General features: G+C 69.3%; 19 protein-coding genes, 1 other RNA gene and 1 riboswitch. Of the genes, 9 read left to right on the top strand and 11 right to left on the bottom strand.

Annotated elements, in window-relative coordinates; translation table 11 throughout:
- The first annotated feature begins 6 nt into the window (after positions 1-6).
- Both QZM35_RS19140 and QZM35_RS19135 read left to right on the top strand, forming a co-directional pair.
- Entirely contained in the window at positions 7-423 is a 417-nt protein-coding gene (locus QZM35_RS19140; protein ID WP_039368072.1) for a DNA polymerase III subunit chi, read from the top strand.
- A gap of 25 nt (positions 424-448) precedes the next feature.
- Positions 449-1,210 (top strand): DUF2486 family protein, encoded by a 762-nt coding sequence (locus tag QZM35_RS19135; RefSeq protein ID WP_089431582.1) that lies wholly within the window; start codon positions 449-451, stop codon positions 1,208-1,210.
- A 141-nt stretch (positions 1,211-1,351) separates the two neighbouring features.
- On the opposite strand, the gene QZM35_RS19130 is transcribed toward QZM35_RS19135, so the two are convergent.
- Positions 1,352-1,678: a c-type cytochrome gene (locus QZM35_RS19130; RefSeq protein ID WP_089426118.1), complete on the bottom strand. Its 327-nt coding sequence runs from the start codon at positions 1,676-1,678 to the stop codon at positions 1,352-1,354.
- Between the two features lie 127 nt (positions 1,679-1,805).
- Positions 1,806-3,479 (bottom strand): dihydroxy-acid dehydratase, encoded by a 1,674-nt coding sequence (gene ilvD / locus QZM35_RS19125; protein ID WP_206149486.1) that lies wholly within the window; start codon positions 3,477-3,479, stop codon positions 1,806-1,808.
- 135 nt (positions 3,480-3,614) lie between these two features.
- Between ilvD and QZM35_RS19120 the strand changes: the two genes are divergently transcribed.
- Entirely contained in the window at positions 3,615-4,529 is a 915-nt protein-coding gene (locus QZM35_RS19120; protein WP_089426116.1) for a LysR substrate-binding domain-containing protein, read from the top strand.
- A gap of 89 nt (positions 4,530-4,618) precedes the next feature.
- Positions 4,619-5,509, top strand: a complete 891-nt coding sequence (gene lgt, locus QZM35_RS19115) for a prolipoprotein diacylglyceryl transferase (RefSeq protein WP_089426115.1) — start codon at positions 4,619-4,621, stop codon at positions 5,507-5,509.
- A 111-nt stretch (positions 5,510-5,620) separates the two neighbouring features.
- On the opposite strand, the gene QZM35_RS19110 is transcribed toward lgt, so the two are convergent.
- The 5 genes from QZM35_RS19110 to QZM35_RS19090 form a co-directional block, all read right to left on the bottom strand.
- Positions 5,621-6,361: an SIMPL domain-containing protein gene (locus QZM35_RS19110; RefSeq protein WP_089426114.1), complete on the bottom strand. Its 741-nt coding sequence runs from the start codon at positions 6,359-6,361 to the stop codon at positions 5,621-5,623.
- A gap of 180 nt (positions 6,362-6,541) precedes the next feature.
- Complete coding sequence (locus QZM35_RS19105; RefSeq protein ID WP_089426113.1) at positions 6,542-7,003, bottom strand: EVE domain-containing protein; 462 nt, start codon at positions 7,001-7,003, stop codon at positions 6,542-6,544.
- A 71-nt stretch (positions 7,004-7,074) separates the two neighbouring features.
- A non-coding RNA gene (ssrS, locus tag QZM35_RS19100) (6S RNA) lies at positions 7,075-7,256 on the bottom strand.
- Between the two features lie 81 nt (positions 7,257-7,337).
- Positions 7,338-7,652, bottom strand: a complete 315-nt coding sequence (locus QZM35_RS19095) for a cell division protein ZapA (RefSeq protein WP_011352906.1) — start codon at positions 7,650-7,652, stop codon at positions 7,338-7,340.
- Positions 7,649-7,999 carry an ATPase gene (locus QZM35_RS19090; RefSeq protein ID WP_089426112.1) on the bottom strand — a complete coding sequence of 117 codons (351 nt, stop codon included), beginning with the start codon at positions 7,997-7,999 and terminating at the stop codon, positions 7,649-7,651. Before QZM35_RS19090 ends, QZM35_RS19095 begins: the two co-directional genes overlap by 4 nt.
- 154 nt (positions 8,000-8,153) lie before the next feature.
- A riboswitch (cobalamin riboswitch) is annotated at positions 8,154-8,405 on the top strand.
- Between the two features lie 41 nt (positions 8,406-8,446).
- Here QZM35_RS19090 and QZM35_RS19085 point away from each other — a divergent pair.
- From QZM35_RS19085 to cobC, 5 genes are read left to right on the top strand one after another with little or no spacing between them, the layout of a single operon-like run.
- Entirely contained in the window at positions 8,447-9,562 is a 1,116-nt protein-coding gene (locus QZM35_RS19085; RefSeq protein WP_301776633.1) for an iron ABC transporter permease, read from the top strand.
- Complete coding sequence (locus QZM35_RS19080; protein ID WP_301776632.1) at positions 9,559-10,374, top strand: ABC transporter ATP-binding protein; 816 nt, start codon at positions 9,559-9,561, stop codon at positions 10,372-10,374. The genes QZM35_RS19085 and QZM35_RS19080 overlap by 4 nt, the downstream gene beginning before the upstream one ends.
- Positions 10,375-10,426: 52 nt before the next feature.
- Positions 10,427-11,482: a nicotinate-nucleotide--dimethylbenzimidazole phosphoribosyltransferase gene (gene cobT / locus QZM35_RS19075; protein ID WP_089431879.1), complete on the top strand. Its 1,056-nt coding sequence runs from the start codon at positions 10,427-10,429 to the stop codon at positions 11,480-11,482.
- Positions 11,472-12,248, top strand: a complete 777-nt coding sequence (locus tag QZM35_RS19070; RefSeq protein WP_089426109.1) for an adenosylcobinamide-GDP ribazoletransferase — start codon at positions 11,472-11,474, stop codon at positions 12,246-12,248. The genes cobT and QZM35_RS19070 overlap by 11 nt, the downstream gene beginning before the upstream one ends.
- Positions 12,233-12,817 (top strand): alpha-ribazole phosphatase, encoded by a 585-nt coding sequence (gene cobC / locus QZM35_RS19065; protein WP_089426108.1) that lies wholly within the window; start codon positions 12,233-12,235, stop codon positions 12,815-12,817. The genes QZM35_RS19070 and cobC overlap by 16 nt, the downstream gene beginning before the upstream one ends.
- 89 nt (positions 12,818-12,906) lie before the next feature.
- On the opposite strand, the gene QZM35_RS19060 is transcribed toward cobC, so the two are convergent.
- From QZM35_RS19060 to cobU, 4 genes are read right to left on the bottom strand one after another with little or no spacing between them, the layout of a single operon-like run.
- Entirely contained in the window at positions 12,907-13,824 is a 918-nt protein-coding gene (locus QZM35_RS19060; RefSeq protein WP_301776631.1) for a cobalamin-binding protein, read from the bottom strand.
- A complete protein-coding gene (gene cobD, locus QZM35_RS19055; RefSeq protein ID WP_301776630.1) occupies positions 13,821-14,840 on the bottom strand; it encodes a threonine-phosphate decarboxylase CobD in 1,020 nt (339 codons plus the stop codon). The genes QZM35_RS19060 and cobD overlap by 4 nt, the downstream gene beginning before the upstream one ends.
- Positions 14,833-15,777 (bottom strand): adenosylcobinamide-phosphate synthase CbiB, encoded by a 945-nt coding sequence (gene cbiB, locus QZM35_RS19050; protein WP_301776629.1) that lies wholly within the window; start codon positions 15,775-15,777, stop codon positions 14,833-14,835. The genes cobD and cbiB overlap by 8 nt, the downstream gene beginning before the upstream one ends.
- Entirely contained in the window at positions 15,771-16,325 is a 555-nt protein-coding gene (cobU, locus tag QZM35_RS19045; protein ID WP_301776628.1) for a bifunctional adenosylcobinamide kinase/adenosylcobinamide-phosphate guanylyltransferase, read from the bottom strand. The genes cbiB and cobU overlap by 7 nt, the downstream gene beginning before the upstream one ends.
- Between the last annotated feature and the right edge of the window lie 9 nt (positions 16,326-16,334).

Genomic DNA, 16,334 nt, shown 5'->3' with positions numbered 1-16,334 from the left:
CGGGCAATGACGCGGATCGATTTCCACTCGAACGTCGGCGATTCGCTCGCGTATGCGTGCCGGCTGCTGCGCAAGGCCTACCTGGCCGGGCAGCCGGTCGTCGTGCTCGCCGAGCCCGCGCGCCTGCGCGCGCTCGACGAGCGGCTCTGGACGTTCTCGCCGCTCGATTTCATCCCGCATTGCGGTGTCGACAGCGAGCACGCAGCCGGCACGCCGATCGTGCTGGCCGCGGATCTCGACCGCGCGCCGCATCATCACGTGCTGCTGAACCTCGGCGCAGCCGTGCCCGCGCAGTTCGCCCGCTTCGAGCGCCTGCTCGAAGTGGTCGGCAATGCGCCGGACGAGCTGGCCGCGGGCCGCGACCGCTACCGGTTCTACCGCGACCGCGGCTACGCGCTGAACAACTACAAGCAGGGCAGCTAGCCGCAACCGTCAACGGAGTGTTCCCGTGACCGAAGCCGATTCATCCTCGATCCCGACGCTGACCGACGTGCTGGTGCCGGGCAAGCCGGTGCCGGCGCGCTCGCCCGCGCCCGACGCGCCGCAGCCGCCCGCCAGCGCGGCGATTCCGGTGCTCACCGACGTGGTCGCGCCGCACGCCGCAGATGCGGCGCCGGCCGAATCCGCGCAAAGTGAGCTTGACCCCGATTCCGTCGTGGTCGAATGCGTGCCGACGCCGCACGTGCCGGCGGTCGAACTGCCGGGCGACGTGGCGACGGCTGTCGCGGCAGCGATGGGCGAGACCGATGCGCCGGCCGAACCCGGCGCCGTGGAGCACGTGGTCGCCGAAGATTCGGCGGCCATGCGCGCGCCGCTGCAATCGTCGCTGGCCGACGCCGATGTGTCGCTACCCGCGTTCGCAGCGGTGGCGCATGAGGCGGTGGGGCATGCGCGTGAAGCGCACCTGCCGGAGGCCGTCGTACCAGTCGCTGCGCGGCAGCCTGAAGCGCAGGCTGCAGCCGGGCTGACGCCGGAAGATGCGCAGCACATCGCCGAGCGCCTGCGCAATCGCCTGACGAACTATCTGACTGGGGAAGGGCGCGACGCGATCGAGGCCCGCTGTCGCGATGCACTGCATGAGCATTCGGCCTGGCTGGTCGGCCAGATCACGCGCGAAGTGGCGCTGGCGCTGGAAACCGAGGTGATGGGCTGGGTCCGCGACGCGGTCGACGAAGAGATCGCACGGCGCCACGCCGGTCATTCCGGCTAAGCAACAGGCGTTTCGCTGAAAAACGGAGTGCGATCCAGTAAGGGCCGGTGAAGTTATCGGCGGGGCACTGCACGGGTTAGTCGGGTATGCCCGCCAGTCGCCGGAATCCGGCAGATTGGCCGTTCGGCCCGGGCGTCCGGTTCAGCGCACCGACAGCACCCATTGCGCGAGCGTGTGGGCTTCGCTGTTCGTCAGTTGCGTATTCGCGGGCATCGGCACGCCGCCCCATACGCCGACGCTGCCTTTCACGATCGACTGGGCAAGGTAATCGACGGCGTCGCCGCGCGGCGCATACTTGCCGGCGATGTCGTGGAACGACGGGCCCATCAGCGGCTTGCCGATCGCGTGGCAGGCCATGCAGTTCTTGCGCTGAGCCAGCGCGAGCCCGTCGGCCTGGTCGGCGCGCGCCGCTGCCCCGCTGCCGATCAGCAAGGTGGCGAGCAGGACGCGCAATATCGAGTGTTTCATGCGGTTCTCCGCCGGCGGGGACGGCCGGCTACATGGTCCGCGCATTATAGAAGCAAAGGGAAAGCGCGTTTTGCGCGTTCCCCCGGCAGCCATGTTTATCGGGGTCGCATGTCTTGACGCGCCCGGATCAACCCGTGACGGCGCCCTTGTTCGCCGGGCGGGCGAGCGCCGCGAATTTCGCGAGCACGCCGCGCGTGTAGCGTGGCGCCGGTTGTTGCCATGCGGCGCGGCGGCGCGCGAGTTCCGCATCATCGACGTTCAGCTGCAGCAGCAGCCGATGCGCGTCGATCGTGATCGAGTCACCCTCTTGCACGAGCGCGATCGTGCCGCCGACGAACGCCTCGGGCGCGACGTGGCCGACCACCATCCCCCAGGTGCCGCCCGAGAAGCGGCCGTCGGTGATGAAGCCGACCGATTCGCCGAGCCCCTTGCCGATGATCGCGGACGTCGGCGCGAGCATTTCCGGCATGCCGGGGCCGCCCTTCGGGCCGAGGTAGCGCAGCACGAGGATGTCGCCGGCGCGAATCCGGTCGCCGAGAATCGCATCCATCGCGCTCTGCTCGTCGTCGAACACGCGTGCCGGGCCCGTGATCACCGGGTTCTTCAGGCCGGTGATCTTCGCGACCGCGCCATCTTCCGCGAGATTGCCCTTCAGGATGGCGAGGTGGCCTTCCTTGTACAGCGCGCGGTCGATCGGGAAGATCACGTCCTGGTCCGCGCGCGGCACGCCCGGCACGTCCTTCAGCTCGTCGGCGAGCGTGCGGCCGGTGATCGTCATGCAGTCGCCGTGCAGCAGCCCCGCGTCGAGCAGGATCTTCAACACCTGCGGAATCCCGCCGGCCCGGTGCAGGTCGGTCGCGACGTACTTGCCCGACGGCTTCAGGTCGCAGATCACGGGCACGCGCTTGCGGATGCGCTCGAAGTCCTCGATCGTCCAGTCGACCTCGGCCGCGTGCGCGATCGCGAGGTAGTGCAGCACTGCATTGGTCGAGCCGCCCGTCGCCATGATCACCGACACCGCGTTCTCGATCGACTCCTTCGTGATGATGTCGCGCGGCTTCAGGTCGCGCTTCACGGCCTCGACGAGCACACGCGCCGATTCGGCGGCCGAATCGACCTTCTCCTGGTCGGGGTTCGCCATCGTCGACGAGTACAGCAGCGACATCCCGAGCGCCTCGAACGACGAGCTCATCGTGTTCGCGGTGTACATTCCGCCGCATGACCCCGACGTCGGGCAGGCGTTCTGCTCGACGCCTTCGAAATCCTCCTGCGACATCCGGCCCGCGGTGAATTCGCCGACCGCCTCGAACGACGACACGATCGTCAGGTCCCGGCCTTTCCAGTTGCCGGGGCGGATCGTGCCGCCATACACGTAGATGCCCGGCACGTTCAGGCGCGCGAGCGCGATCATCCCGCCCGGCATGTTCTTGTCGCAGCCGCCGACCACCACCACGCCGTCCATCCATTGCCCCTGCACGCAGGTCTCGATGCAGTCGGCGATCACCTCGCGCGACACGAGCGAGTACTTCATGCCTTCGGTGCCCATCGACATGCCGTCCGAAATCGTCGGCGTGCCGAAGATCTGCGGGTTCGCATCGGCCGCCTTCACGGCCGCGACGGCCGCGTCCGACAGGCGCTGCAGGCCGGAATTGCACGGCGTGATCGTCGAGTGGCCGTTCGCGATGCCGATCATCGGCTTGTCGAAATCGTCCTTCTGGTAGCCGAGGGCGTAATACATCGAGCGGTTCGGCGAGCGGGCCACGCCTTGCGTGATGTGCTTCGAGCGACGGTTGTAAGCCATGGGGGACTCCATCGTTGTCTGGGCAACGCCGTCGAGCGACGCGCCGGTTTGGATCAATCAAGCATGGAGTGTCCGGATTGGGATGTCCAATATATTATTTGTCGCTTATTAAGTCGTTTTTCGAATGAGAGAGCCATGGCCGATCCGACTCCCGACCTGCGCCAGTGGCGCTATTTCGTGACCGTCGCCGACGAGCGCCATTTCGGCCGCGCGGCCGAACGCCTGTCGATGACGCAGCCGCCGCTGTCGCAGGCGATCCGTGCGCTCGAGGATGCGCTCGGCGTCGCGCTGTTCGCGCGCACCAAGCGCTCGGTGGCGCTGACGGCGGTCGGGGCGGCGCTGCTGCCGGACGTGCGCCGGCTGCTTGCAGCGGCCGATGCGCTGCCGCCGCTGGCGCGACGGCTCGCGCGCGGCGAGGCCGGTTCGCTGTCGCTCGCGTTCGTGTCGACCGCCGATTACGGGCTGCTGCCTGCGCTGCTGCGGGCGTTCGGTGCGCGCTATCCGCAGGTGCGGCTGCAACTCACGGAGGCGACGAGCGACGTGCAGATCGATGAGCTCGTCGCGGGGCGCATCGACGCGGGGCTCGTCATTCCGCCCGTGCCGCCGCGCCACGCGGCCGGGCTGTCGTACCTGCCCGTCATGCGCGAGCCGCTGGTGGTGGCGATGCCGGCCGCGGCGAGCAATGCGCCGGAAGACGAGCCCGTGCGTCTCGCCGAGGTTGCCGCGTTGCCGCTCGTGATCTTTCCGCGTCGTCTGGCGCCCGGCTTTTATGACATCATTACGGGCTGCTACGGCGCGGCGGGGGCAACGCCGCACATCGGCCAGGAGGCGATCCAGATGCAGACGATCGTCAGCCTCGTGTCGGCCGGCATGGGCGTCGCACTGGTGCCGCAATCGCTGCGTAACCTGCGGCGCACCGGCGTGGTCTACCGGCCGCTTGCCGATCGCGCGCCGGTCGTCGAGACCGGCCTCGTGTGGCGCACCGGTGACGTGAGCCCCGTGCTGGCCGGCTTCATCGACGTCGTGCGCGCGCAGGGCCTCGCCACGTGACGTGAACGATGACGCGCCGGTGCCGTCCAACGCGCGGTGCGGCGCGTTTGCGACGGCCGTACCGCATTCGAAAACTTCTTCGCTAACCCATGATCATTCACCCGAATTTCGACCCCGTTGCGATCCATCTCGGGCCGCTGGCCGTGCGCTGGTACGGGCTCATGTATCTCGTCGGCTTCATCGCGGCGATCGTCGTCGGCCGGATCCGGCTGAAGCTGCCGCACGTCGCGGCTCAAGGCTGGACCGCAAAGGACATCGACGACATGATGTTCTACGGCGTGCTCGGCACCGTGCTCGGCGGCCGGCTCGGCTATGTGCTGTTCTACAAGGCCGATTTCTACTTCTCGCATCCGCTCGACGTATTCAAGGTGTGGGAAGGCGGCATGTCGTTTCACGGCGGCTTCCTCGGCGTGACGCTCGCGATGATGCTGTTCGCGTGGCAGCGCAAGCGCCACTGGCTGCAGGTCACCGACTTCGTCGCGCCGATGGTGCCGACGGGGCTCGCGGCCGGCCGGCTCGGCAACTTCATCAACGGTGAGCTGTGGGGCCGCGTGACCGATCCTTCGGCACCGTGGGCGATGCTGTTCCCGGGCGCGATGCGCGACGATGCGGCATGGTTGCCGAAGCATCCGGAGCTCGTCGAGAAGTGGCATCTTGCCGACGTGTTCATGCAATACCAGCTGCTGCCGCGCCATCCTTCGCAGCTCTATGAAATCGCGCTCGAAGGCATCGCGCTGTTCTTCGCGCTGTTCTTCTTCGCGCGCAAGTCGCGGCCGATGGGCGCCGTGTCCGCGCTGTTCCTGATCGGCTACGGCCTCGCACGCTTCACGGTCGAGTTCGCGCGCGAGCCCGACGACTTCCTCGGCCTGCTCGCGCTCGGCCTGTCGATGGGGCAGTGGCTGTCGCTGCCGATGATTCTCGCGGGTGTCGCGCTGATGGTCTGGGCGTATCGCCGCCGCGCGGCGCATGCCGCTGCGTGATGCGATGTCGATGCACGTGCGATCGGCGCGTGCATCGGCGCCCTGCAGGTCAACGCAAAACGCCGGCCCTCGGGCCGGCGTTTTTCATTTCGGACTGCCGTGCGCTGCGCGTTACTTCATCTGCACGGAGCCGTTGACGGTGACCGACACGGTGGCCTTGCCGCCTTCGACCGCGATCGGCGCGCTCATCTTCGCACTGTCCATCGGCGCCGCGGCCATCGCCATCATGCGCGGGTACGGCTGTACGTTGCGGCCGCCGCCGACGTTCACGTCGCGGATCGTGTAGCTGCCGTAACCGAATGCCTTCGCGGCTTCGTCGGCGCGGGCGCGGAACGACTTGATCGCTTCGGTCGTCAGCTTTTGCTCGGCCGCGCGCTGCGCTTCGGGCGACAGCGAGAACTCTACGTTCGCGACCTGCATCAGGTTCGACAACTGGCCCGCAAGCTTCGACGCGGCAGCAAAATCGCGCGATTCGAGCGCCACTTCGGTACGACCGCGCCATGCGGAGATCTTGCCGTCACGATCGGTGCTCGGGTACACGGAGAAGGCGCCCGTGTGTGCGGTGACGCCCGATACGCCCTTGGCCTGCGACAGTGCTGCATCGGCGCGCTGGTTCAACTGCGCGGTGAGGCTGCCCGGATCCTTGGCCTGCTGCTCGTAGAACAGCGTGATGTGGATGATGTCCTGCGGCACGTCCGCGCTGGCCTGCGACGATAGCGACAGCACGCCTGCCGGCTCCGGAAAGTGCGGGTTCGCGGTTTGCGCGTGCGCGGCGGTCGACGCGAGCGTCAGCGCGGCGGGAACGGCGGCGGCAAGGGCGAGCGACAGCGCGAGTGCGGATTTCTTGGTCATTGTTGGACTCCTGGTGCGAGGGCGTGCACGCGGATTGCGCGTGCACGACGCGGGCGTACCGCGCGACGAAAAAACGACAGCCGGCCTGATCGGCCGACAGCGGTTGCTTAGGCCGCGCGAAAGTGCCGCGAGTTCCGTTGCGGCGGTGCGGACTGACCAGATTTGACCTTTGGCGCGCGCCTACTTCATCAGCTTTTCGGTGATGAAGCGCCATTCGGCGCGCGTGACCGGCGTGATCGACAGCCGGTTGCCGCGCGCGAGCACGCGCATGTCGGCGAGTTCGTCGTGTTCGCGCAGCGCCGCAAGCGGCACGAGCGGTGATTTTTTCACGTAGCGCACGTCGACGAGCAGCCAGCGCGGCGCTTCCTGAGTCGACTTCGGGTCGTAATAGGGGCTTTTCGGATCGAACTGCGTGGGGTCGGGGTAGGGCGTCGACGACACTTCGGCGAGGCCCGCGATGCCCGGCTCGGGGCAGCTCGAGTGATAGAACAGCACGCCGTCGCCGATCTTCATCGTGTCGCGCATGAAATTGCGCGCCTGATAGTTGCGCACGCCGGTCCACGGCAGCGTGCGCTGCGGTGCGTTGGCGAGATCGTCGATGCTTGCTTCGTCCGGTTCGGACTTCATCAGCCAGTATTGCATGGATCGTGATCGACGCAGAAAGAGGCTGCTACAAAAGAAAACGGCACCGGGCTTCGCCCGATGCCGTTGGATAGGCCCCCGCCTTGGCCGCTAGGCCGGCATCCTGAACCTGAGGTTCAGAATTGGTCGCAGTTAGCAGCACTTCGGGTACATCAGACAGAGTGACGCGCGCGCCCGTGCTACAAATTTCCGCAACCGTGCACATGGCATTGGTTCAAGGAATATATGACCTTGGCGAACCAGGCAGGGAAGCTGACTGAACTGTGATTCGATGCGCCAATTTGACCACCGTTGATCGCCGAGATCAAGGGGAATCGACGCATCGATTAAAACGTTACTGCGTCTCGTGCTGTGCGAGCACCGCGCCGAGCTGTTCGTTCATCTGGTGCATTGTACGACGGATTTCCTCCGCCGGAAATGCTTCACCGTGCCGCACGCTCGTTTGCAGCCGCAGCAATTCGGACGCGAGCGACAGCGCCGCCATCACGGCGATGCGATCGGTGCCGCGTACCGAGCTGTTCGAGCGGATTTTCGACATTTCGGCGTCGACGCGTGCGACCGCTTCGAGCAGCGCCGCTTCGGTCTCGGCCGAGCAGGCGAGCCGATAGGCCTGGCCGAGAATCGAGACTTCGATCTGCTTGGTGCTCATGCATGTTCTCCATGGCTGGCCGCGTCATCGCCATCCGTACGCGCCTGCGCATCCAGCAGGTCGAGCTGGTTGTCGGCTTGCTCCGCATTTTTCGAGCGCGGCAGCTTTTCGAGAATCGCGTTCAGTTTCACCTGGGCGTCGTCGATCTTTGCCGACAGCGTGTCACGCTCGGCCGCAAGTGCATTGCGTTCATCGCGCAGTTGCGCGAGTTCCGTGCGGACAGCATCCGCATCCGCGCGCAATTGCGCGACCTGCTCCTCGAGCGCGAGCCGTTCCGCGTGATAGCGCTTGTTCAGCGAAATCAGACGGCCAATATTTTGAGATAGGGTTTCGAGTTCGTTGAGCATTTGCTGCGTCCTCTAAAGACCCAGCATTTTAGCGCGGAATAACGCGCAATCCGACATCTGTAACGTTTCCAGTCGTAACACCCCTGCTTCTTGCCGCGAATCGGCGCGTCCCGTGCGTGTCCGGAGGCTTCCTTGACGCTCGCGCGACCCGCTCCTAAACTGGCGCCGCCTCGGTGCTCGCGCGTGGAACGCGCGGTTAAACGGGAAGCAGGGCGCGGGTGCCGGAAGCCCGCCAACCTGCGCTGCCCCCGCAACGGTAAGCGGCCGCGTCTCGTGACGCAGGCCGGCTCGGGCGCGTTTCGCGTGCAGATCCTGCATGCGGACGCGGGCCACTGCGCGTCATCGCGCGGGAAGGCGAGCCGGACCGCCGCCAGCCCGGATACCGGCCGAGACGGGGAGCCCGCACGGGCTTCGTGACGCGCGGCCTGCGGGGAGGCGGGGCGCGCAATGCTTCACGGAATCTTCTTCGATGCTGACCCCAATCGTCCGCGCGGCACTCACGTCACGACCGGCCCGCTGCCGCAAGCGGGTGCGCCGCACGTCGTGTGCGGCGCCGTGCGCGGCATGAGCGCCGCGCGCGCCGCCGCGATCTGGGCCGCGCTGGCCGCCACGGTCGCGTTGCTGTTCGTCGCGTCGCTGTCGATCGGCAGCGTCCCGATGTCGCCATGGCAGGCGCTCGCGTCGCTCGTGCCGCATGGCGGCGACGCGCTGTTCGCCGATATCGTCCGCACGCTGCGCCTGCCGCGCGCGCTGGCCGGCTTCGCATGCGGCGCGCTGCTCGCGCTGGCCGGTGCACTGCTGCAGGTACTGTTGCGCAATCCGCTCGCGGAGCCGTACGTGCTCGGCGTGTCGGGTGGCGCGGCCGGCTTCGCGCTCGTCGCGATGATCGCGGGCGGCGCGTGGTGGCTCGTCGATGCGTCGGCGTTCGCCGGCTCGCTCGTGTCGGTCGCCCTCGTGCTCGGTCTCGCACGCCGCGAGCTGGGGCGCGGCGATTCGCGCGACGCGTCGCCGCGTTTGCTGCTCACCGGCGTCGTGATCGCGGCCGGGTGGGGCGCGCTCGTCACGCTGCTGCTGTCGCTCGCGCCCGATGCACGGCTGCGCGGGATCATCTTCTGGCTGACCGGCGACCTGAACGGCGTGACCGCGCCGTGGTTCGCGTGGGGTGCGCTGTTGCTGGCCGCCTGCGTCGCGCTGCCGGTCGCGCCGCAACTGAACGTGCTGCTGCGCGGCGACGCGACCGCGCTCGCGCTCGGCGTGCCCGTTGCGCGCCTGCGCGTGCGGATCTATCTCATCGCGTCGCTGGCCGCCGCAGCCGCGGTGACGACGGCCGGCACGATCGGTTTCGTCGGCCTCGTCGTGCCGCATGCGCTGCGGCTCGCCTTCGGCAACGACCAGCGAATGCTGCTGCCGGCCGCGATGCTCGCGGGCGGCGGCGGCGTGATGGCGGCCGACCTGCTCGCACGCACCGTGATCGCGCCCGCGCAACTGCCGGTCGGCGTGATGACCGCGCTGATCGGCGTGCCGGTGTTCCTGTGGATGTTGTTGAGGAGACCGATGCGATGACGGGGGCCGCACTGCACGCCACGGCCGGCGACTTGAACTACGCGGCCGTCGGCCTGACGCTGAAGGCCGGCGCGCGTACGCTGCTCGACGGCTTCACCCAGGTGTTTCGGCCCGGCGAGATCTGGTGCGTCGCCGGGCCGAACGGCGCGGGCAAGACGACGCTGCTCGCGACACTCGCGGGGCTGCAGCCGCCGGCCGGCGGACACGTCGAGATCGACGGCCGGCCGCTTGCCGCATGGCCACCCGAGCAGCTCGCGCAGCGTCGCGCGCTGATGCCGCAGCAATTGCACGACGCATTCAGCGCGACCGTGTTCGACACGGTGCTGCTCAACCGCTTTCCGTATCTCGGCGGCTGGGGTTGGGAACGCGACGGCGACCACGCGGCCGCGCGCGACGCGCTGGCGACGTTCGACCTGACCGCGCTCGCGTCGCGTGACGTGCTGTCGCTGTCGGGCGGAGAGCGGCAGCGCGTCGCGCTGGCCGCGACGCTGTGCCAGGACGCACCGTTGATGCTGCTCGACGAGCCGCTCGCGCATCTCGACCTGCATCACCAGATCGATTGCCTGACCGCGCTGGCCGCATGGCTCGACGCGGGCCCGCGCACGATGCTGTTCTCGTGCCATGATCTGAATCTCGCGCGGCGTTTCGCGACGCATGCGCTGTTGCTCGACGGCCGCGGCCATGCGTGGGCCGGCCCCGTGCACGACGTGCTGACGCCCGAGCGCGCGAGCGATGCGTTCGGCTATCCGCTCGTGCTGATCCGCGAGAACGGCCGCGATGCGCTGCTGCCGGCGTGGCCCGAGCGACAATGACCTTTTCTTTTCCGATGCGCGGCGCACACCGCGCCAACGACACGGCTTTTCGATGACGACCCCGACCCCCTTCCCGCCCGCGATCGCGCCGCTCGACGAGGTGCTGCGCAAGCGCCTGCAGCACGTGATCGACCACAAGACCAAGCCGCCCGGCAGTCTCGGCCAGCTCGAGGCGGTCGCGTTGCAGATCGGCCTGATCCAGCACACCGAGCGGCCGGTCGTGCAGCGTCCCGTGATGATCGTGTTTGCCGGCGATCACGGGATTGCCGCCGAGGGCGTGAGTCCGTATCCGCAAGCGGTGACCGCGCAGATGGTCGCGAACTTCCTCGCCGGCGGCGCGGCGATCAACGCGTTCTCGGGCGTCGCGCAGAGCACGCTCGAGATCGTCGATGCGGGGGTTGCGTCACCGCTGCCGCTGTCCGGCCGGCTGGTGTCGCTGCCGGTCGCACGCGGGACGCGCAACTTCGCGGCAGAGCCGGCGATGACGCGCGACGAGGCGATGACGGCGCTCGCGGCCGGCGCGGCGCGCGTGCGCCTGCATGCGTCGCTCGGCACGAACGTGATCGGCTTCGGCGAGATGGGGATCGCGAACACGTCGTCGGCCGCGTGCCTGATGAGCCGCCTGCTCGGCGTGCCGATCGACGCGTGCGTCGGGCGCGGCACGGGCCTCGACGACCAGGGCCTCGCGCACAAGCGCGCGGTGCTCGGCCGTGCGCTCGTCAAGCACTCGCACGCGATCGCGCCGCTCGATGTGCTCGCGACGTTCGGCGGCTTCGAGATCGCGATGATGACGGGCGCGTATCTCGCGGCCGCGAGCGAGCGGATGACGATCCTCGTCGACGGCTTCATCGCGACGGCCGCGCTGCTGGTTGCCGAGCGCATCGCGCCCGGCGTGCGCGACTACTGCGTGTTCTCGCATACGTCGCACGAGGCCGGGCACCGGCGCATGCTCGAGCATTTCGGCGCGAAGCCGCTGCTCGCGCTGGACCTGCGGCTCGGCGAAGGCACGGGCGCCGCGCTCGCGCTGCCGCTCGTGCGGGCGGCAGCCGCCTTCCTCACGGAGATGGCGAGCTTCGAATCCGCCGGCGTCGACAATCGTGACGCCTGATCGCGCGCGCGGCGTGCGGGCCGAACTGCGCTACTTCTTCGTCGCGCTCGGCTATTTCACGCGGGTGCCCGTGCCGCGCGCGATCGGCTACGCGGCCGGCGATCTCGACCAGGCCGCGCGCTATTTCCCGCTCGTCGGCGCATGTGTCGGCACGTGGGGTGCGCTCGTCTATCTTGCTGCGCTGCGCGCGCTGCCGCCGTCGATCGCGGTCGGGCTGTCGATGGCCGCGACGCTGCTCGCGACGGGCGCCTTCCACGAGGACGGCCTGGCCGACAGCTGCGATGCATTCGGCGGCGGCTATACGCGCGACGACGTGCTGCGCATCATGCACGACTCGCGGATCGGCACGTTCGGTGCGGTCGCGCTCGTGATCTCACTCGGCGTGAAATGGCAGGCGCTCGCGTCCATGCTGCCGTTGCGTGCCGCGTGGACGATGATCGCCGCGCACGCGGCGAGCCGAGCGGCGGCGGTGAGCCTGCTGATGACGCTCGACTACGTGCGGCCCGAAGGCAAGGCGAAGCCGGTTGCGCAACGGATGGGTGCACGCGCGGCGTGCGTCGCGGCGCTGTTCGGATTGCCCTGGCTATTCTGGCCCGACTGGCGCATGGGTGTCGCAGCATGCGTTGCGCTCGTGCTCGTGCGCGCGTGGGCCGCCCGCTACTTCGTGAAGCGGATCGGCGGCTATACCGGCGACTGTCTCGGCTTCACGCAGCAACTGTGCGAACTGGCGATCTATCTCGTGGTGCTCGGATGGACGTCGTCCTGATCCGTCATCCGGCCGTCGGCATCGAGCCGGGCATCTGCTACGGACGCAGCGACGTGCCGCTCGCCACGCCGGCCGAGGCCGGGGCGAAGGTGGTGCGTACGCATCTGTCTGCTATCGGCGCGCCGCTCCCCGAACAGGTCTGGACGAGCCCGCTGATGCGCTGCGCATCGGTGGCCGAACGGCTCGCGCAGGCATGCGACGTGCCGTTGCGGCGCGACGCGGACTGGCAGGAGATGGATTTCGGCGCGTGGGAAATGCGGCGCTGGGACGATATCGATCGCGCGGCGCTCGATGCGTGGGCGGCCGACCTGATGCATGCGTGCGCGCATGGCGGCGAAAGCGTCGCGCGGTTTGCCGCGCGGGTTGCGCGGCGAGCCGACGCAGTGGCGCAGTTCGTCCGGCCGCAGTGGGTCGTCACGCATGCGGGCGTGATCCGTGCGTTTGCATCGCATGTATTGCGCGTGCCGCTCGACACATTGCTGTCTCGCCCCGTACCGACAGGGGGTGTCGTCTGGCTGCGCGCGGATGCTGCCGCGCGAACGTGGGACGTGATGCACTGGGACGCATAGGTGCGCTGGCCACCGCGTGTGAACGACGCAGCGCGCGGTCAGTTCGTCTCAGGCATCCGGCACGCGATGACCGCGGACGTCGCCGGAAATCAGCGCGCCGCCCGCCGCGCACGCGCGGCATCGAGATCCTCGCACAGCGCGGCCGCGCCCTGCGCGATCCGCGGCGACGGCCGTGTCAGCAGATCGCCGTCGATCGCGAACAGGTTGTTGCGTGCCACGGCCGTCAGTGCGGGCCACGTGCGCCAGCGCGCCAGGCTCGGCAGCGGTTCGTCGGAGCGCGTCGTACCCGCACGGGTCGTCACGATCGCCTCCGGATTCGCCGCGAGCACGGCCTCGTCGGTGACGGTCGGCACGAGCGGCTTGAGCGAGCCGAACACGTTGCGGCCGCCGCACAGCTCGATCACGTCGTTGATCAGGTGCGCACCGTTGAGCGTCATCAGCGGCCGATCCCAGACCTGGAAGAACATTGTGACGGGCGCTCGCGTCGAGTAACGCGTGCGCAGTGCCGCGATGTCGCGCGTATAGGCAGCCGCGGCCGCATCGGCAGCCGGTTGCGTGCCGAGCAGCGTGCCGAGCCGGCGCAGCGATGACGCGACGTCGTCGAGATGCTTCGGTTCGCTGAAGAACAGCGGGATGTGCAGCGCGCGCAGCGCATCAGTCTGCCGCTCGGCATTGCCGTGTCGCCAGACGACGATCAGGTCGGGCTTCAGCGCGGCGATCCGCTCGAGATCGAGCGCCTTGTTGTCGCCGACGCGCGGTATCGCTTGCGCCGCGGGCGGATAGTCGCTGTACGTGACGGTGCCGACGAGCTTCGCGCCGCCGCCGGCCGCGTAGACGAGTTCGGTCGCGTGCGGCGCGAGACTGATCACGCGCTGCGCGGGTGCCGGCAGCGTGATGGTGTTGCCGGCGTCGTCACGCGTCGTGACATCGGCGTGGACGCGTGGCGCGTAAGCAAGCGCAGCCAATAGCGCGATTGGCGCGAGCCGGTGAAACATGCGTGAACTCATGCGGATTCCCGTTGCAGCGTCGGCACGCAGTGCGCGAGCGCGTCGCCGAGGCGCTGCCATTCCGATTCGTTCCCCGGCAAGCCGACGCGTACGCTCGACGGTGTCGGGAAGTGCCGCGTCCAGACCCCGCGTGCGGCGAGTGCCGCATGCAGTGCCGCAGCGCGCGGGTCGTCGGTCCAGCTGAAGAGCGGCGTCGCGCGAACCGAGAAGCCGTGCGCGCGCAGCAAGGCGGCCAGCCGTTCGCCGTCGGCCGCGAGCCGTTCGCGGGCGGCGGCCTGCCATGCGCGGTCGGCGAACGCCGCGGCGACCGCGTGGCGGGCAGGGCCGCCGACCGTCCACGCGCCGAGCATGTCGCGCAGCGCGACGATCCGGTCAGGACAGGCGAGCACGAAGCCTGCGCGGATGCCGGCGAGCCCGAAGAACTTGCCGATCGAACGCAGCACGATGAGCCCGGGGCGATCGACGTGCGGCGCGAGCGACCGCGTCGCGCCCGTATCGGCGAATGCCTCGTCGACGATCAGCGTGCCCCCGCGCGCGGCCAGTTGCACGTGCCAATCGAGCAGGCGCTCGGCCGACAAGAACTCGGCGGTCGGATTGTTCGGATTCCCGACGATGACGTGACGCAGCGTCGCAGGCAGCGTATCCGCGTTGATGTCGAGCGTGACGACGCGATGGCCGTGGCGCGCGAAGGCGGGCGCGTATTCGCCGTACGCGAGCGCCGCGACGCCGGCGTCGCCGGTCGGCAGCAACGCGGGCAACGCGCGGATCGCAGCCTGGCTGCCGGCAACCGGCAGCACGTGTGCGGGATCGGGCGCGTGGTAGTACTGTGCGGCGCAGGCCGCGAGGCCGTCGCCGTCGTCGGGCAGCCGGCGCCATGCGTCGGCCGGGACGGGCGGCACCGGATAGCCGACCGGATTGATGCCGGTCGACAGGTCGAGCCACGCGTCGTACGGAATGCCGTGGCGGCGCGCGGCTTCATGCAGGTTGCCGCCGTGTGCGATGCGGGTGTCAGACATGATGGGTGGCCATGGCGAGGGCGCCGCTCGCGACCAGCAGCGCGAGCCACAGGGCGAGCGTGCGCGTGACGAGCGACAGCGCGGCGACGATGTGGGCGGCGGTCGCCGTGGCGCCGGTGCCGAGCGCGGGACGATCCTCGATCTCGCCGTGATAGACGGCCGGGCCGCCGAGCTGCACGTTCAGGCTGCCGGCGCCGGCGGCCATCACCGGGCCCGCGTTCGGGCTGTCCCAGTGGCGCGCCTGCGTGCGCCAGCAGCGCCATGCGGCGGCCGTGTCGCCGAGCAGTGCGTAGCTTGCGGCCGTGAGGCGCGCGGGAATCCAGTTCAGCGCGTCGTCGAGGCGCGCGGCGGCCCAGCCGAAGGTCAGGAAGCGCGGCGTGCGGTAGCCCCACATCGCGTCGAGCGTGTTCGCGAGCCGGAACAGCAGCGCGCCGGGGCCGCCCGCGACGACGAACCAGAACAGCGCGCCGAAGATCGCGTCGTTGCCGTTCTCGAGCGCGGATTCGACGGCTGCGCGCGACAGCGCGCCTTCGTCCGCGTCGCTCGTGTCGCGCGACACGATGCGCGCGGTCAGCGCGCGGGCGGCGCCGAGGTCATGCCGCAGCAACGCGGCAGCGATCGGCGCGACGTGGTCGGCGAGGCTTTTCGCGCCGAGCGCGAACCACAGCAGCGCGATATGCAGCGCGGCCGCGAGCGGCCACGGCAGCACGGTCGTGAGCCATGTCGCGATGGCGACCGGCGGCACGACCGCCGCGACCCAGGCGGCGACGCCGATCACGCGGCCGCGCCGGCCCGTGTTCAGCGCGCCTTCGATGCGCGCGGCGAGGCGGCCGAACGCGACGAGCGGGTGCCAGCCGGCTGGTTCGCCGATCGCGCGGTCGATGATCGCGGCCGCGACCGCGAACATCGCGACGACGGGCAGCGTCAGCATCAGCATGACGGTGCTCCGGTCTTGAGGTCGAGCGGCAGCCCGGCGACGAGCAGCGTCACGCGTGTCGCGAGCGCGGCGACGCGCTGGTTCAGGCGCCCGAGCTCGTCGACGTAGCGGCGCGTGACCGACCCGAGCGGCACGACGCCGAGCCCGATTTCGTTACTGACGACGATCACCTTCGCGCGTGCGCCGCGCAACGCGTGCTCGAGCCGCTCGACCTGCACCGCGTACTGCGCATCGTCGAGCGGTTCACCGTCGGCGGGACACAGCAGGTTCGTGAGCCACAGCGTCAGGCAGTCGACGAGCAGGCACGCGTGCGGATCGTCGAGCCGTGCGAGCGTGCCGGCGAGATCGACGGGCGCGTCGGCGAAACCCCAGTCGGCCGGCCGGCGCGCGCGATGGTGCGCGATGCGCTTCGCGAACTCGGCATCGGCGGCGGTCGCGGTCGCGATGTAGGTGACGGGGAGGCCGCTGTCGGCGGCGAGCCGCTCGGCATGTGCGCTCTTGCCCGAGCGCGCGCCGCCGATGACGAAGGTGAGGTCGTGCGGAATCATCGCGTGATT

Source organism: Burkholderia sp. AU45274, from assembly GCF_030482505.1.
Classification (GTDB): domain Bacteria; phylum Pseudomonadota; class Gammaproteobacteria; order Burkholderiales; family Burkholderiaceae; genus Burkholderia.
This window is presented reverse-complemented; position numbering and strand designations above follow the sequence as displayed.

What these genes read in the sequence shown, in the direction of transcription:
- QZM35_RS19140 (WP_039368072.1), top strand. Translation starts at nt 7, where the DNA reads ATGACGCGGATCGATTTCCACTCGAACGTCGGCGATTCGCTCGCGTAT.
- QZM35_RS19130 (WP_089426118.1), bottom strand. Translation starts at nt 1,678, where the DNA reads ATGAAACACTCGATATTGCGCGTCCTGCTCGCCACCTTGCTGATCGGC.
- ilvD (WP_206149486.1), bottom strand. Translation starts at nt 3,479, where the DNA reads ATGGCTTACAACCGTCGCTCGAAGCACATCACGCAAGGCGTGGCCCGC.
- QZM35_RS19120 (WP_089426116.1), top strand. Translation starts at nt 3,615, where the DNA reads ATGGCCGATCCGACTCCCGACCTGCGCCAGTGGCGCTATTTCGTGACC.
- lgt (WP_089426115.1), top strand. Translation starts at nt 4,619, where the DNA reads ATGATCATTCACCCGAATTTCGACCCCGTTGCGATCCATCTCGGGCCG.
- QZM35_RS19110 (WP_089426114.1), bottom strand. Translation starts at nt 6,361, where the DNA reads ATGACCAAGAAATCCGCACTCGCGCTGTCGCTCGCCCTTGCCGCCGCC.
- QZM35_RS19105 (WP_089426113.1), bottom strand. Translation starts at nt 7,003, where the DNA reads ATGCAATACTGGCTGATGAAGTCCGAACCGGACGAAGCAAGCATCGAC.
- QZM35_RS19095 (WP_011352906.1), bottom strand. Translation starts at nt 7,652, where the DNA reads ATGAGCACCAAGCAGATCGAAGTCTCGATTCTCGGCCAGGCCTATCGG.
- QZM35_RS19090 (WP_089426112.1), bottom strand. Translation starts at nt 7,999, where the DNA reads ATGCTCAACGAACTCGAAACCCTATCTCAAAATATTGGCCGTCTGATT.
- QZM35_RS19085 (WP_301776633.1), top strand. Translation starts at nt 8,447, where the DNA reads ATGCTTCACGGAATCTTCTTCGATGCTGACCCCAATCGTCCGCGCGGC.
- QZM35_RS19080 (WP_301776632.1), top strand. Translation starts at nt 9,559, where the DNA reads ATGACGGGGGCCGCACTGCACGCCACGGCCGGCGACTTGAACTACGCG.
- cobT (WP_089431879.1), top strand. Translation starts at nt 10,427, where the DNA reads ATGACGACCCCGACCCCCTTCCCGCCCGCGATCGCGCCGCTCGACGAG.
- cobC (WP_089426108.1), top strand. Translation starts at nt 12,233, where the DNA reads ATGGACGTCGTCCTGATCCGTCATCCGGCCGTCGGCATCGAGCCGGGC.
- QZM35_RS19060 (WP_301776631.1), bottom strand. Translation starts at nt 13,824, where the DNA reads ATGAGTTCACGCATGTTTCACCGGCTCGCGCCAATCGCGCTATTGGCT.
- cobD (WP_301776630.1), bottom strand. Translation starts at nt 14,840, where the DNA reads ATGTCTGACACCCGCATCGCACACGGCGGCAACCTGCATGAAGCCGCG.
- cbiB (WP_301776629.1), bottom strand. Translation starts at nt 15,777, where the DNA reads ATGCTGATGCTGACGCTGCCCGTCGTCGCGATGTTCGCGGTCGCGGCC.
- cobU (WP_301776628.1), bottom strand. Translation starts at nt 16,325, where the DNA reads ATGATTCCGCACGACCTCACCTTCGTCATCGGCGGCGCGCGCTCGGGC.